Source organism: Paenibacillus sp. SJS-P3, from assembly GCF_056711585.1.
Window position 1 is genome coordinate 2,397,305 of record NZ_CM160043.1, and the last position, 15,048, is coordinate 2,412,352.

Consider the following 15,048-nt stretch of genomic DNA (forward strand, 5'->3'; position numbering starts at 1 on the left):
GGGCGGGAGAGAATGGACCCGAAAATCACGCTGAACGAAGCCTTGGATGTATTCCGGCCCTTAATACTGCCGTCGGGCGGTGCTAAGTATCCAGCTATCATTGAAGCCGATGCTTTCGCAATCTCAACGGAGCATGACGCAGCGGTTGAAGCCATCTCTTACCAAGCATGGTTGCTGCGCCTGGCGTTTCCGCAGAAGGAAGCCGCCGACATTACGCAAGCGATTCATGAAGCCTACACTTCGCTTACTTCCGTTCAGATGACGCTGGTTTTGAAGCATGGCGAGCCATATCCCGTTTTCCCCGATTTGACGCCGGAAGCCACCGCTTCCGTGCTGATCCGGCCGGAGGTCGGTTATGGCCAGCCGCCGGCTGTTGCCCAAGCGCTTCATTTATCCGGTGTGTTTCCAGAATTGCCTCATGCGTTAGATACCGCGAAGGTACTGAAATCGGCGCATGTATTTCCTCAACTGGATAAGGAAGCGATGAAGAATGCATTGCTGTCGGCCCAGTTCAATGAAACTGAAATCGCTGAAGCACTCGCTGCGCTGTATCCCGATCCGATCGTGCTGCAGCCGCCTTCAGGGTTATCCCTGCAGTATGCGGCGATTCAACAGCGAGTCGACGCTGCATGGCAAGCCTCCGTGCTTCCTCCGGCTTTACAGGGGAAGACCGCGTTATATTCCATCCGGCTCTTTTCAGCCAATTACACGTTTCAGACTGCTGTGCAAATGGACGGCCTGACGAATCCAGCAGCACAATTAACGCTGGATAACGGTCAGCCTTTTGCGGAAGGAGATCAATATTCAGCGCAAGTGAAAGTTACAGTGGAAGGCTACTCAAGCGACTGGAGCACACACAGCAGCCCGGTGACGATTATCGGCCTTCAGCCGCCGCAGCAAGTAGCGATCGCTGCACAATCGGATTCTACGCTTCTGCTTTCCTGGAGCCCCTTGGCGGGAACAACCGATTTTCAGATCCGGGTCACGAACGAAGCGGGTCAACCGATCGACCTACAGCCAAATTACGCTATATCCGGAAACGAAGGAAAAGTAGACATGACGCCTCTTCCGCGGCCTGCACGTTATAACGCCCAAGTGCGCGGCATGTTCCAAGTACAAGCGGGACCTTGGTCTGCACCGGTTCCTTTTACCATTGGCAAATCCGGTCTGGCAGCCAACTTCAGCATTAACCCGCCGCAGCTGCAAGGGTTCGGCATGGTCCATAGCGACGGTGCCTTTGAAAACGATCATATTAAGTTAGGCATTAGCCAAAATGTAACTCTTTCCTTCAATTGGGACGCCGTAGCCCATACATCGGACACCGCAGCCTTATCTTTAAGCGCGCTTGTATCCAGAACATCGGAAGGTGAAGGGTATTCGCCCATTACTATTTCGGTTAACGGAAATACCGTCATCGCCGACTACACGATTCCGGGCGGTGGTTACGGAGCTTATCCCAATTTCTTCATCATTCCGCCGGTCTATCTCTTTCAAGGAGCCAACCAGTTGCAAATTCAGACTTCCCCGGCTGCTCGAACCTACTTGTGGCTGTATAACTTAAACTTGAATATCTTTCGCTACGTTCAAGAAAACGATGTCGCGGATTTCTCGAAAAACCCGCCGGCTGTAAACCAAAATCTGCGGCTGATCGAGAATAGTGGCAAGTTTGCGGGCGATCATATCCTGATTGCAAATAACGGCCGCGTTGCCGTTGAGTTCGGTTCGGGCGACTTTCAGAATCAATTCGGCCACACCTTGTTTTCGGTCTATGGGCTTGTATCCAGAAGCAGCCAAAGAGAAGGGTACTCTCCCATTACGTTAACGGTAAACGGCCAGCCTATCGTATCCAACTTCACCGTTCCAGGAGCAGGCTTCAGCCCGCATCTGATTCAATTTGTGATCCCTTCGTCACAGCTGGCTAATGGGACGAATACAGCCCGATTGCAGGTCGCTTCTGATGCACGAACGTTCTTTTGGCTGTATAACTTGCAAATTACTAGACTCACGTATTTTCAGGAAACCACTAGCTGCAATCTGTCGACAAACCCGCCGGCTACCCACAACGTATCGGTTCAACGCAATGACGGGAGGTTCGCAGGGGATCATTTTGTCTATGACCGAAACGGCACCTTCCAAGCGTCAATGGAATTTCAACAAGGCTACGCTTTCCCGGTTGTTGTCAATTATAACGGACTCGTTTCCCGAAACCGCGATCAAGCAGGAAACGCGCCGGTTGAAATCAGCTTTAACGATCAGCCGCTTGCTGCCAATTACAAGTTTCCCGGCGCGGGATTCGGTTATGTAGACAGCTACTTCGCGGCGGAGATTCCGATTCTACGTCCGGGCACCAACACAACTTCATTAATTGTGAATGCCGACTCGGTCACTTTGTTTTGGCTCCGAGGGCTAAAAATCTATCAATTGCAAGGCGGCGATGGACTATGAGCGCGGAATGGTTATTGGGGTATTGGTTAGGATACGAAGCGGAGGCAACAAGCTGGAGGAAGTTCCTGCAGAGGTCGACATTGTCGCTTTGGCGTTCGGAGTTACGTATCCCGGAGATTCGATCGCAACGGATTTCTTGACAAGCAAGCACTCTCGGGAAGAAATCATGAACGGCATTGCCGTTCTCAAAGCCAGGGGCCAGAAGGAATGCCAATCATATCGACATGCCCGTATTCGTGGATATAACGGGAGAAGCGGTCAGCGCCTTTCGGGCAAAGGCGCTTCCGACTTCCATTCTTATCTCTCCGGAAGGAAAGATCGCCCGTATCGTCCAAGGGCAATTCCAAAGTGTCGCGGACATTGAGAAATCCCTTGCTGAGGCATTATGAACACCGAAAAACCCACTTCAATTGAAGCGGGTTTTTCGTTTTTCTAAAGTCTGCGCTAAAACCTGTCGGATGGAGAGAAGCAGCGGCTCGCGCTGGCGCGGGCGATGCTCCGCAACGGACGGTTATGGCTTCTGGACAAACCGACGTCATCGCTGTGGACTATGCAACCGACAACGCGTCATGCGGCAGCTATTCAGACAGGCTACGGACGATACGCTCCTCCTGATTTGCCATCGGCTTGCCGGTTTGGAGGCGATGGACCGAATTGTGGTCATGGATCAAGGCAGCATCGTGGAAACGGGTACTTTGCGGAATTGATGGAGCGGAAGGGTTATTTGTACGAGATGAAGCAAATCGAGCTGCAGGTTATCGGAGAAGCGGGAGAATTGTCCAGAAGGTTGAGTCAAGGTTCGGAGACGCTAATGACTATTCAAAAAGTTGCCCCCAGTACACTTTGGATCGAGCTGTTATATGAGCCTACTCAAGAAAAAGTGTTGAGCTACGCGAAAGACGTCCTATCGAATGGAATGCCTCCAGGCGTCATCATGATCGGATCGGAATGGCGGGACGGCGATTCGCAAGTGGTGGAACGGAAGCTGGAGCGCGGTGCTGGATTGCACCAACCCTGCGGCAATCGAGTGGATGCATGTACAGCTGGAAACTCTGCAGCGCGAATATGGGATCGATGGCTTCAAGCTGGAAGCCGGCGACCCCGACCCAGGCCGCTTTATGGCTTGGGTTTCTCTTGTTGAGCATTTGAATCATCCAAGAATACGGGTTAGACTGACAATACGAGTCAGCATACGTTTTGAAAGGTTAGATGATGATGGCAGATAAAATACATGACCGAATGGTGGAGAGAACGCGCCACTTGATAAAAGAAACGCTCCTGCTGTTGATTGAAGAAAAAGGGTTCGCCAATGTAACCGTCCGGGATTTGACGCAACGGGCGAAAATAAATCGAGGCACCTTCTACCTCCACTATCTGGATAAATATGACTTGCTCGAAAAAGTGGAGAGCGAGCTGCTGGATGGTTTGCAGCAGCATATGCACGCGCTCGATTATCAAGAGATGATGGACAGCCATAAAGAAAACAAGCCGCATGCTCCGTTGGTCGACGTTTTTCGCTATTTGAAGCAGAACGGGCCGATATTGAAAGCATTGCTTGGCGCCAAAGGAGATCCTGGATTTTCACCGAAGTTGAAGGATTTTCTGAAAAACGGCATTTTCAAAGAAATCAACGATCACTTCCAGGATATCTCGATTCCTAAAGAGTATTTTTCCGCGTTTGCCACTTCCGCTTATCTTGGAGTCATTGAAGATTGGCTGAACAGCGGAATGCGGCAATCTCCGGAAGAAATGGCGGTCATTTATGTGAAGATCAAATTTTTCGCAATCAAGTAAAAGGAAAGAGGAGCGGGCTGAGCTTGTCAGCCTTGCTCCTCTTTTGGTGTTGTTTCAGCATCCGGCAGCAATTGTTCGGCCTTCAGCCCTGCAGCTGTGAAGGGACCTTTTACCGTTATGGTCGACAGGATGCGAGCCATCTCTTCCGGCGTTTCCTTGCCGTCTCCATTCAACCATTGCTGAAGGACGCCCATATGGGCCGAAGCGATGTAGGCGATCAAATATTCGCTCGGGACGAGCAGATTTTCTTGCTTGATGAGCGGAAATTCTTTTCGCACAAAGAGAGTGTTCCACATAAAGTCCTTCAGCTTCGTTTGGAAAGTCAGATCTCCTTTTGGGCCTGATACCGCTCTCAGGATTTCTCGATTGACATCCAGATAGTTGAAAAGGGCGATCGAGACCGCAAGCGGCGCCGTTGAGGGCACAAATTCGTGTTGATTCTCTTCCAAGCCGGCAAAGTTCTGTCTGACGATGTTGGCCAGCTCCATCATGATATCTTCCTGGCATTTGGCCATCAAATCGTATTTATCCTGATAGTGCGCATAAAAAGTGCCGCGGTTTATTCCAGCCCTTGTCGTAATGTCTTTCACGGTAATCGCTTCAAAGCCTTTTTCCTCGATGAGATGAATCAATGCCTTTCGAATCGATTCCTTCGTACGAATAATGCGCAGATCCGTATCTGCCATATTTCATTCATCTCCTCAGAAAAGATAAACACATTTACATATGATGTTGGATAACAGACATACGAGACCTTTCTGATCATTGTTTCGCTGATGCACGATGTTTGTTTGAGGGGATCTGAGTAGGTCATAAGAGTCCATATCATGGAGAAGGGGGTTTATTATGCCTATCATTGAGATTGAACATTTGACCAAGGATTATGGTCATAACCGGGGGATTTTCGATGTTTCCTTCAACGTCGAAAAAGGAGAAGTATATGGATTCCTGGGACCAAACGGAGCCGGCAAAACGTCGACGATCCGTCATATCATGGGTTTTTCCCGTCCGCAGAAAGGACGCACCTTGGTGCATGGACTCGACAGCTGGGAGCGTGCGAGCGATATTCAGAGAGATCTGGGCTACTTGCCCGGTGAAATCGCCTTGCCTGAGTCATTGACAGGGACTGAATTCATTGGAATGATGGCCGATTTGCGAGGGATATCGGACATGACCCACACTCGGGCCTTGATGAAAAAGTTTGAGCTGGATGCGTCCGGAAGCTTGAAGCGCATGTCGCTCGGCATGAAACGGAAACTTGCGATTGTAACGGCATTCATGCATGACCCTGCCGTGCTTGTGCTTGATGAACCGACGAGCGGATTGGATCCCATCATGCAGACTTTATTTATTGAATTCATCAAAGAAGAAAAAGCGAAGGGAAAAACCATCCTGATCTCGAGCCATATCTTTTCCGAAATCGATGCGACCTGCGACAGGATCTCGATCATAAAAGACGGCCGGCTGATCTCTTCTTTCGTAGCGGATGACTTGCGCCATAACGAAATCAAAACCTACGAGCTGGAATTCCAAACGGAAGCCGCCTTCAAGCGGTTCAGCGATGAAGCGAAGACGATCCTTGCAGCTTGAAGTGCTTTCATTATCGCCTCAAAAGCTTCAGGCGACACTGAGCGTCAAGGATAAGGATATCAACAGCTTTGTTTCCTTCATAGCCGGATTCGAGGTGAAGTTTTTCTCGGAGATCAAATTTACGCTGGAGGATTATTTCATGAAGTTTTATGACCGCAGCTCGGAAGCAACTGGAGGTGCCGGACATGATGCCTTACATTGAAATCAAGGATTTGACCAAGGATTATGGAGATGGAAAAGGCATTTTCAACCTGGATCTAACGATCGAGAAGGGCGAGGTTTTTGGTTTTGTAGGCACGAATGGAGCAGGCAAGACGACGACCATCCGCCATATGATGGGCTTCCTGAAGCCGAATAGCGGTACGGTGACGATCAACGGAATGAACGGCTGGACGGATTCAGCGGAGCTCAAGAAGCTGATCGGATATATTCCAGGAGAGATTGCATTTCCGGATGCCCCCACGGGAACGGAGTTTCTGAAACGGCAGGCGGAAGTAATGGGACTGACGGACATGTCCTATGCAGAGAGCATGATAAAGAAGCTTCAGCTCGATCCGACAGCCAATCTGAAGCGGATGTCCAAGGGAATGAAGCAGAAGACGGCTATCGTGGCCGCATTGATGGGCGATCCTGACATTCTCCTATTGGATGAGCCGACGACAGGTTTGGATCCGCTTATGCGGGCTGAGTTCGTTGAACTCCTGAATGAAGAAAAAAAGAAAGGCAAGACGATATTCATGTCCAGCCATATGTTCGAGGAAGTCGAGCATACCTGCGACAAGGTGGCTCTGATCAAAGACGGAAGGCTGATCGCGGTCAAACGGACCTCCGAGGTCAAGCACAATGAAAACAAGGAATACAAAATCGAGTTTTTATCCCCGAACGATTATCGGCGGTTTTTGTCCGAGCCGTTTCATTTCGTGAAAAAGCGCGATGAACACAATCAAGTGGTGATCCAAATCCATGATGCCGATATCAATAGGTTGTTCGGAACGCTGAAGGGCTATTCCATCAAGTTCATCAAGGAAATCAAATATACGCTTGAGAATTACTTCAAAGGGATTTACGAGGAGGATAAGGCCCATGCTTAGCAAAGCGATTTTCAAACAGACCTTGAAGGCGAACATGAAGCTATGGCTCGTGTTCACGGTTATCATGACCGTTTTTCATGTCGTGCTGATCGCGGTTTTTGACCCCAGCACCATCTCCGATATGTCGGGCATGGTGAAGGACACGCCTCTGGCCAACCTGCTCGGCGAGGCTACGTTCCTCGGCATGCTCGCCAAGACGTTTTATGGCATTCAAGGGATCCTGCTGCCGATCGTATTCATCATCATGACCGCCAACAGCCTCATCGCCTCGCAAGTGGATAGGGGCTCCATGGCGTACCTGCTGTCGACTCCGACGAAAAGAAGCACCGTTGTTTTGACCCAAGCGGCTTATTTGATCTCATCGCTCATCCTGATGATTCTGATCGTCACGATAGCGGGCTGCGCTTCGATCCAGCTCTTCCAAGGCGATACCGATTTCCAGCAGAGCAGCTATTTCATGCTCAATCTCGGCTTGTTTCTGTTGATGTTCGCGACAAGCGGCATTTCTTTCTTCTTCTCCTGCGTATTCAATCTCACCAAAAACTCATTGGCATGGGGAGCAGGAATTCCAATGGCCTTTTTCCTCCTCAACCTGATGGGAGATGTCGACAGCAGCTTGGAAAAGCTCAAATATATATCCATGAACGCTTTGTTCGACACGAGCGCCGTATTGAACAACGGCAATTATGCGATTTCGTACGCCTTGCTTGCCGCAGTCGGCATAGTCCTTTATCTTCTTGGAGTTCGAGTCTTTAAAAATAAAGATTTGCCGCTGTAGGCGTACAAGGCTCCAATCAGAGCGAAGATGAAGCTCGAATAAGAAAAGGCCCTAGGTCAATCCTTCCGGAAGGACCTAGGGCCGTTCTATTTTGTCAGGTTAAGGCTGTCAGGACTCGACATCGTCTACAAGAAGCAGGACTTTCCCACGCATTTGCCCCATTTTTTCATGAACGGAAGCGAGATTGCTGAGCGGATGTCTCTCGGTAATGAACGGGCTGACAGCGCCGGCATCGACAAGCTGAGCGATCTGGGACAATTGCTCCGCATTGCGCTGTACAGCCATCCTCTCCGCATGAACGCCCAGCTCTTTCGCCGCTTCTTCATCGGCAGGATTCAATGCCGTGACCAGCTTGCCGCCCTCCTTGAGGAGGCGAAGCAGCTTTGTTACTTCCTCGGAAGGAATCGGGGCGAGATTGAAGATCAAGTCGACTTTCTCAGTCACTTTCTCCTCTACAGCTTCAGTCTTGTAATCGATGATTTCATCGATTCCCAATTGCTGAAGGGCAGAGAAGCTGCTCTCGGAAGCGGTCCCGATGACGTAAGCGCCTTTCCATTTCGCCATTTGAACGGCAAAGGAGCCGACGCCGCCGGCAGCGGCCGTAATCAAGACACGTTGGCCGGACTGCAGATTCCCATGGTCGAAGAGGCCTTGCCAAGCGGTCATCGCTCCACCCGGAACAGCTGCAGCGTCCTGGAGGGCAATCGTTGCCGGCGCAATAGCGACATCCGCGGCCTTGCTGACTACATACTCGGCTGCCGCGCCGTTGCGGGTCATATCAAGAAAGGCAAATACCTTGTCGCCTACATTCAGGCCAGTAACGGAATCTCCCACCCTTTCAACGATGCCGGACACGTCCACGTTCGGGATGAAAGGCAGCTCCAATGGCAGGAAATCTTTCAATGCGCCCATTCTCACCATGGCATCTGACGGATTGAATGCTGTCGCCGCCACCTTGATCAACACTTCATCTGTGCTTGCTTCCGGAATCGGAGCTTCCTCGTACTGAAGCACGTCTGCCGCTCCATATTGATGATATCGGATTGCTTTCATCCTTTAATGCACCTCTGCTTCCATTTGATTTCAATGAACAACATGTTGATCGTCATTCAATCTGGTTCTATCTTAGAATAGAGGCTGCTTATATTCAATCAACACTATAATCCTGTGTGTTGAGCGTATGATATCCCGTTATTAGCATGGACGAGGAGGGTTTAAACGATGGATTTGCAGTGGTATGACATCGCATGGCCATGGGCAGGGACGGCAGGGGCGCTTGTCCTTCTTTATTTGTTGTTCAAGACGGATGGACTGCGCGGTGATAAAACCAAGTCAAGAGGGTACGATCCGGTCTGGCTGTCATGGGCGGCAGTGGTTGCCTATCTGGCTCATAACGTGGAGGAGTATGACATTGATTGGAGAGGGAGGCTTCACGAATTCCCGAATATGATGGCAACGATGCTTAGACGGCTGTTTCTCAAGGCGGGACTTCCGCCCGTATTCACAGGTGAAGGCTGCACGCCAGGCCTGCTTACTTCCTTGATCCTATTTCTGCCCCTCTGCGGATGGGCTGCGCACCCTTGCTTCGGTCCTGCTAAGGAGAGTCCCAATAATGAAGACTCTATTCCAATACAACTGGCAGGTTCGCGAGGCTCATGGTGCGAAGATATATCTGAAGAAGAATTGCTCAAAGCCCGAATTGGCGGTGTTGGAGAAAATCCTCCAAACACTGTCTCACATCGTTAATTGGGAATATAGCTGGATTCGCAGCATTCTGCACGGAAAGGGAGAGTTTGATCAAGAGCGCAATATCCAAACCTAAGATGACTCGCTGCGGCGATCAAAAAAACCTTGACCTGAAGTTCACTTCAATTGTTATGCTTCGATAAGGGAAGGAGACGATTTGTATGATAATTTCAGAGATATCCGAGAAATTCGGTATTTCATCCGATACGCTGCGTTATTATGAGCGAATAGGTCTTATTCCTCGTATAAGTCGAAACAATAGCGGGATAAGGGGATACTCGGAGCTTGACTGTAAATGGATTCAAACCATCATCTATATGCGTAAAGCAGGTATGTCCATAGAGTTGTTGCTTGAATACGTAGAAATGGTACATCAAGGTGACGAGACGAAGCAAATGAGAAAGGAATTATTAATTGAACAACGAAATCAGTTGGCTGCAAGAATGGATGAACTGCAAAAAACCTTGGAGCTTTTGAATCGAAAAATTGAGAACTATGAACAGTCAGTCGTACCGGTTGAAAGAAACCTGAGAGCAGATTAAGAATTAAGTAATGGACTGAGGAAATGAACATGACTTCACAGAATAAATATCTTAGTTTCATATTGGCTGCAGGTGCCTTCAATTGCTTTGCATTTTGATATCAGTGTAGCCAAAGCAGGTCTCCTTGTAAGCCTCTTTGCCCTTGCTGTCGCACTATCCGGTCCTATTATGCCGTTATTGTTGTCGGGAATGAATTAAATGACGGTCATGCTGCTCGTACTTGGTATTTTCGTTGCCGGCAACATCGTTTCTTTGTTTGCTTCAAGCTTTACCGTTTTACTAAATGCTCGCGTGATTCTGGGAGTAACCGCTGGCATGATTATTGGTGTCGCAATCACAAATTTTATAGCTAGCGGAGCTTTCATATACGGAGAAAGACTTTCTTATGGCTCCCAAATAAGCGTATTGAAGAAGCCGGTTCTTTGGCTGGCCATTGCTGCTGTTGTTTTTATAGGTTCAGCAACTTCGAGCATTAATAGTTTCATCACAGAATATCTTGGAATTGTAACGAACATGTCGGGAAAAACCTTAACGTTCGCCTTATTTTTATTTGGTTTAGCAAGTTAGTCTGATTGGAAATTTTGCAGGAGGCAGACTGCTTACCCGAAATGCCATGAAGGCGGCAATATTGTTTCCAATCCGTGTTTATATTGGTTGTTCTGATTGTACTTCAGAAATTATGGTCTCATTAGATAAGCCTCTTGCAGAGGCAGAAAAAATAAGTGGGTGATCTCGGAGTCCAAGAAGAGCACCGGATGCTGCTCGTGGTAAGGATGAGAAGCCTGGCGGACATTCCGCGTTGGCAAGGAGATCGTTGTAATATTGCAATTCCATAATTGTCGGAAGTCAAAAACATTGTCAAAATAAAAGTCGCATTAATCGCGGCTTTTTTGCTTTATGGGATCAAGTTCTTGTCACTGGCCGATGTCAAGAACATGATCCCATTTCCGATGCGTGTCAAGAACATGATCCCATTCCCGATGACTATCTGTAACGCGGAATATTTACAAAGTGGAGCGTCAAGGGCCTGAGCAGATGTGCTGGAACATGCAAACTAAATGTTGAGACGTAAATAATTTAGATAGTTCGAGGCTGGTCGTCCATGTTGAATGAATCGGGGGAAACGTAGTAAAATATTAATATTACTAATCTGTACAAAAACAACGGCGCGGCATTCAGCATGCTGCCCAATCAGCTGCAAAAAGGTGCTTCGCGAGACTTCCGACAAACGGATGTATGAGCGTTATTTGGCGGTTCTCCACCGCCTTGAGGGCAGTACGTGCTTTTGACATTTCGAAGATGATCACCACATCCGCAACGTCACCGCCTTCATGAAACTCGTCAATGCCAGGCCGATGGGTCATCGATAGGCTTTGTGTCCGCATGTAATTCAAAAGTTCAGTCTAAATATCCGGTTTTTAGAGACCTTCCTATCGTAATAACTTCCATACATAGCTGTTGGCAAATAAATCCTCATATATTCCTAACATCGATGTGATATGTTCACACGGAATTGCCTTTTACGGAAAAACAACTTAAATCGCTCGTATGAATCGCTCGTATGAATCACCTCGAATCTAAAAAACTGCGCGCCGCCGCAAATAGGTTTCTCATACCTGCTCATAGCAATGCGGATACAAATGCAACCATGATCCTTAGAAAAGTACAAAGGAATGACGGTCGATGCGGAAAAGTACCATCAAAAGCTTTTTGGAAACCACATATGAAAACATATTCAAGTTAAATACCAAGCCTCCCGTAGAGGATGAATATGTCTATAAAAACGATCTATTATTTGCTGTTATTGATACCTTCGGCTATTTGATCAGCAGAGACGGGGAGGGACGCATCAACAGAGTCAGTGAAGGATTATCTTCCAACCTAAAAATAAAGGATTATACCGGAAAAAAGGTTGATCAGGTAATCCGAATCGCGGACAACCATGAACAATTGATGACGTTTACCCAAGAATCGGATCGAATCACGTGGGAATCCAAACAAAAATTTCAACTGCAAACCTCTCTTATGCTTGGCGGAAACTCGGCGACCTTTGATGTCGTAAAAATTCCCATTTTTAATCCGGACCATTCCCGCCGTGAAATCCTTACCTTTCTGTTTGACATCACGGCTCGAAAAGAAATGGAAAACAAATTGAGGAAAAGTGAAAACCGGCTTGCCTACGCTCAAAAGATGGTTCAGACAGGCAACTGGGATTGGGATCTCGTAAACCGCAAAATACACTGGTCCGACGAATTATTCCACATTCACAGCATAGAAAAATCCTCGAGTTTTTCATTGGATGACCTAAAACAATCACTTCACCCGGAGGATGCTGATGAAGTATTCCGCTTTTTTGGAGACATCATCAACGGAGGCCAAGAATCATCGGAGATCGAGTACCGGATCAATCGTGGTGCCGGGGAAGTACGCACTTTATTGGGGAGAGCTGAAGTCGTAACGGATGAATCCGGCAAGGCTAAAGAACTTCTCGGTATTGTTCAAGATATCACCGAGAAAAAAGCGATCCAGGATAAACTGCGGGAATCCGAATTGATTTATCGCAGCCTGGTTACGGAGGCCCTGGTTGGCGTCATCATCTTGCAAAATGGGAAACTGACTTATGCCAACCCGTATATTATCCATAAAACCGGTTACAGCGAGTCGGACCTGCTCCAAATGGATGTTCTTCAGCTGTTGTCGCCCGAGTACAGGGATGCCATGAGAGAAAGAATAAGCGACATCGTGAACGGGTATCCGAAAAACAGTTCGGAACGTATAAAGATTATCCAAAAAGACGGGCAATTAATGGATGTCGAAGTCTATGTGAAATTATTGATTTTGGGCGGGATTCCCTCCTTGGTAGGAACATTGGTTGATATCACGGATGAGGTGCGCGCGTCGGCCGAACTCCATCATCTGGCCTTCTATGATTATTTAACGGGATTGCCGAACCGGAGATACCTGGAAAACGAAGTAACCGATACGATCAAATCCACGATCGAAAAGAAAAACAAAATCGCCGTTATGCAATTGGACTTGGACCGTTTTAAATATGTGAATGAAACATTGGGATATTCATACGGCGATGAGCTTCTAAAAATGGCGGCCAAACGAATAAGCTCGTGTATCGGCGCCGGTAATACGATATTGTCTAGGGTAGGAGAAGACAATTTTACGGCAATCGTTCGTGATCTGAAAAGCGAAAAGCAAGTAAAAGTCTTGTCTGCAAATATTTTAAAAGAGATTCAAAAGCCTTTCTATATCGATCAATATGAGCTGTTCCTTACAACCAGCATAGGCATAAGCATCTTCCCTTTTGACGGTAACGACGGCGAGACATTGCTTAAAAATGCCGATATTGCGCTGGCTCGCGCCAAGGAAAACGGTAAAAACAATTACCAATTTTACACTTCATCGATGAACGTGAATACCTTTCGGATCTTCTCGCTTGAAAAAGGCCTGCGAAAGGCCATATCGAATGAAGAATTCGTGATTTATTACCAGCCCAAAGTGTGCCCTCGATCCGGAACGATCCTGGGCGCCGAAGCGCTCATTCGGTGGAACCATCCGGAGTGGGGCATGGTCTCGCCGGAGGAATTCATCCCTCTGGCCGAAGAGACCGGACTCATATTACCCGTGGGAGACTGGATATCAAGAACTGTATGTGAACACCTGTCCAGGTGGGATCGGCTCGGTCTGAAAAAAGTGCCCGTATCGATCAATATCTCTCCCAAAAGCTTTTTGGAGAGAGACTATGTGTCGAATTTGCATGATACGCTCCAAACCTTTGGCGTACAAGGGAAATGGATCGAGCTCGAAATAACGGAAAGCGTCTTTTTGCAGCATGAAGAATCGCTTCAGGATACCATGGCCGAATTGAAAAACCTGGGCATCAGAATGGCCTTGGACGATTTCGGCACCGGTTACTCCTCTCTGTCCTATCTGACTCGTTTTCCTATTGATATTTTAAAAATCGACCGGTCCTTCATCAAAGAGGTAACCTCAACAAACAGCAAGGAAAAGTCCATCACACAAGCGATCATCCAGATGGCCAAAAGCCTGAACATGACAATTGTTGCTGAAGGCGTAGAGACCTTGGACCAGCTTCAGTTCGTGAAAGAGCATCTTTGCGATCAAGTACAAGGCTACATATTTAGCCGTGCGGTTCCCGAGCATGAATTTATCATGTTGCTGAGCCGGGGTACACTGCCTCCCAAAGAGGCCGAGTCTGAGAGCGGCCTTCAAGGAAAAGACAGAAAAGCCGGGAAGCGAAGTTATTTCACACCTCCCTTACATGCAGATATGACCATAATCAAAATAAAGGACGAAGATATTAAATTAGGCGTAACGGAAGTCGAGATTAAAGAAATAGGCATCAACGATCTGCATTTCGTATCGACATTGAGTCTGCCTGTAAGTCGAGACTTTGTGATACAAATCAGGGCCAAACTCCTTGATCGAACGATCCGGTTCAAAGGGAACATTGTTTTTAAGAACGAATTGGAAGATATAAATGAATATGGATTGGTCTGTGACCTTCATGATAAAGACCGCACTTTATTAAATCAGTATTTGAGCAGCTTGACGACAGGAACGTCTATCTGAACTATGAAGTGCTCAAAAGGCAAAACGAGCTGAAGCAGGAGGCGCCGCTGATCGATTCGTTCAATCTGTACCGGTACAGCGAGCTCTGCTGCACGCTGCTCCACGTACCTCCGGAGGCTTTCACTCCCATTTCTCGACGGGTCAATGCCCTTTCATTCCTTCGTTACGCCAACAGCAGCTCGACGATTGGGCAAAAACAAAAAAGTAATCCCATAATAGAGGGTGCCCTCGCCATTTTCATGGCTTCTGGGACACCCTCTTTTCGTGCGTTACCGGTACGGGTAAAAGCCAATTTTTAACGGTGAAGGTAATCGTCCACTACTCAACCGAAATGGATGCATATCATAGTAGCATGGTATTATCTGAGATCCTATCTCGAGAGAGAAGGAGTTAGGCAATGAAAGGCATCATCTTAGCTTAAAATGTCCGATGCCGGCATCCATGATATATACTCGTC

At 47.9% G+C, this 15,048-nt stretch carries 10 protein-coding genes and 4 pseudogenes; 11 read left to right on the forward strand and 3 right to left on the reverse strand.

Annotated features, from left to right (window positions below; all coding sequences use genetic code 11):
• The first annotated feature begins 12 nt into the window (after nt 1–12).
• The 3 genes and pseudogenes from AC06G8_RS11025 (at nt 13) to AC06G8_RS11035 (ending at nt 4,239) form a co-directional block, all read left to right on the forward strand.
• A complete protein-coding gene (locus AC06G8_RS11025) occupies nt 13–2,445 on the forward strand; it encodes a fibronectin type III domain-containing protein (protein WP_480285296.1) in 2,433 nt (810 codons plus the stop codon).
• Nucleotides 2,446–2,893: 448 nt separating this feature from the next.
• A pseudogene (locus tag AC06G8_RS11030) lies at nt 2,894–3,214 on the forward strand (ATP-binding cassette domain-containing protein); the annotation flags it as partial.
• A gap of 491 nt (nt 3,215–3,705) precedes the next feature.
• Entirely contained in the window at nt 3,706–4,239 is a 534-nt protein-coding gene (locus AC06G8_RS11035) for a TetR/AcrR family transcriptional regulator (protein WP_447664000.1), read from the forward strand.
• Nucleotides 4,240–4,265: 26 nt separating this feature from the next.
• On the opposite strand, the pseudogene AC06G8_RS11040 reads toward AC06G8_RS11035, so the two are convergent.
• Nucleotides 4,266–4,664, reverse strand: a pseudogene (locus AC06G8_RS11040) (TetR-like C-terminal domain-containing protein); the annotation flags it as partial.
• Nucleotides 4,665–4,717: 53 nt separating this feature from the next.
• Nucleotides 4,718–4,925: pseudogene (locus AC06G8_RS11045) on the reverse strand (TetR/AcrR family transcriptional regulator); the annotation flags it as partial.
• A 160-nt stretch (nt 4,926–5,085) separates the two neighbouring features.
• Between AC06G8_RS11045 and AC06G8_RS11050 the strand changes: the two are divergent.
• From AC06G8_RS11050 to AC06G8_RS11065, 4 genes are read left to right on the forward strand one after another with little or no spacing between them, the layout of a single operon-like run.
• Nucleotides 5,086–5,829 (forward strand): ABC transporter ATP-binding protein, encoded by a 744-nt coding sequence (locus AC06G8_RS11050; RefSeq protein ID WP_480285297.1) that lies wholly within the window; start codon nt 5,086–5,088, stop codon nt 5,827–5,829.
• Nucleotides 5,801–6,031 (forward strand): hypothetical protein, encoded by a 231-nt coding sequence (locus AC06G8_RS11055; protein WP_480285298.1) that lies wholly within the window; start codon nt 5,801–5,803, stop codon nt 6,029–6,031. The genes AC06G8_RS11050 and AC06G8_RS11055 overlap by 29 nt, the downstream gene beginning before the upstream one ends.
• On the forward strand, nt 6,015–6,920 hold the full coding sequence (locus tag AC06G8_RS11060) for an ABC transporter ATP-binding protein (protein ID WP_480285299.1): 906 nt from the start codon (nt 6,015–6,017) through the stop codon (nt 6,918–6,920). The genes AC06G8_RS11055 and AC06G8_RS11060 overlap by 17 nt, the downstream gene beginning before the upstream one ends.
• Entirely contained in the window at nt 6,913–7,698 is a 786-nt protein-coding gene (locus AC06G8_RS11065) for an ABC transporter permease subunit (RefSeq protein ID WP_480285300.1), read from the forward strand. Before AC06G8_RS11060 ends, AC06G8_RS11065 begins: the two co-directional genes overlap by 8 nt.
• Before the next feature lie 108 nt (nt 7,699–7,806).
• Here the strand turns inward: AC06G8_RS11065 and AC06G8_RS11070 are convergent, their stop codons facing one another.
• A complete protein-coding gene (locus AC06G8_RS11070) occupies nt 7,807–8,751 on the reverse strand; it encodes an NADP-dependent oxidoreductase (RefSeq protein ID WP_480285301.1) in 945 nt (314 codons plus the stop codon).
• Between the two features lie 559 nt (nt 8,752–9,310).
• Between AC06G8_RS11070 and AC06G8_RS11075 the strand changes: the two are divergent.
• The 4 genes and pseudogenes from AC06G8_RS11075 to AC06G8_RS11090 all read left to right on the forward strand — a co-directional run.
• A pseudogene (locus tag AC06G8_RS11075) lies at nt 9,311–9,472 on the forward strand (DinB family protein); the annotation flags it as partial.
• Nucleotides 9,473–9,605: 133 nt separating this feature from the next.
• Nucleotides 9,606–9,986, forward strand: coding sequence for a MerR family transcriptional regulator (locus AC06G8_RS11080; RefSeq protein WP_480285302.1), 381 nt, complete (start codon nt 9,606–9,608; stop codon nt 9,984–9,986).
• A 198-nt stretch (nt 9,987–10,184) separates the two neighbouring features.
• Nucleotides 10,185–10,553 (forward strand): hypothetical protein, encoded by a 369-nt coding sequence (locus AC06G8_RS11085; RefSeq protein ID WP_480285303.1) that lies wholly within the window; start codon nt 10,185–10,187, stop codon nt 10,551–10,553.
• A gap of 1,116 nt (nt 10,554–11,669) precedes the next feature.
• Complete coding sequence (locus tag AC06G8_RS11090) at nt 11,670–14,591, forward strand: sensor domain-containing protein (RefSeq protein WP_480285304.1); 2,922 nt, start codon at nt 11,670–11,672, stop codon at nt 14,589–14,591.
• Nucleotides 14,592–15,048 lie beyond the last annotated feature (457 nt).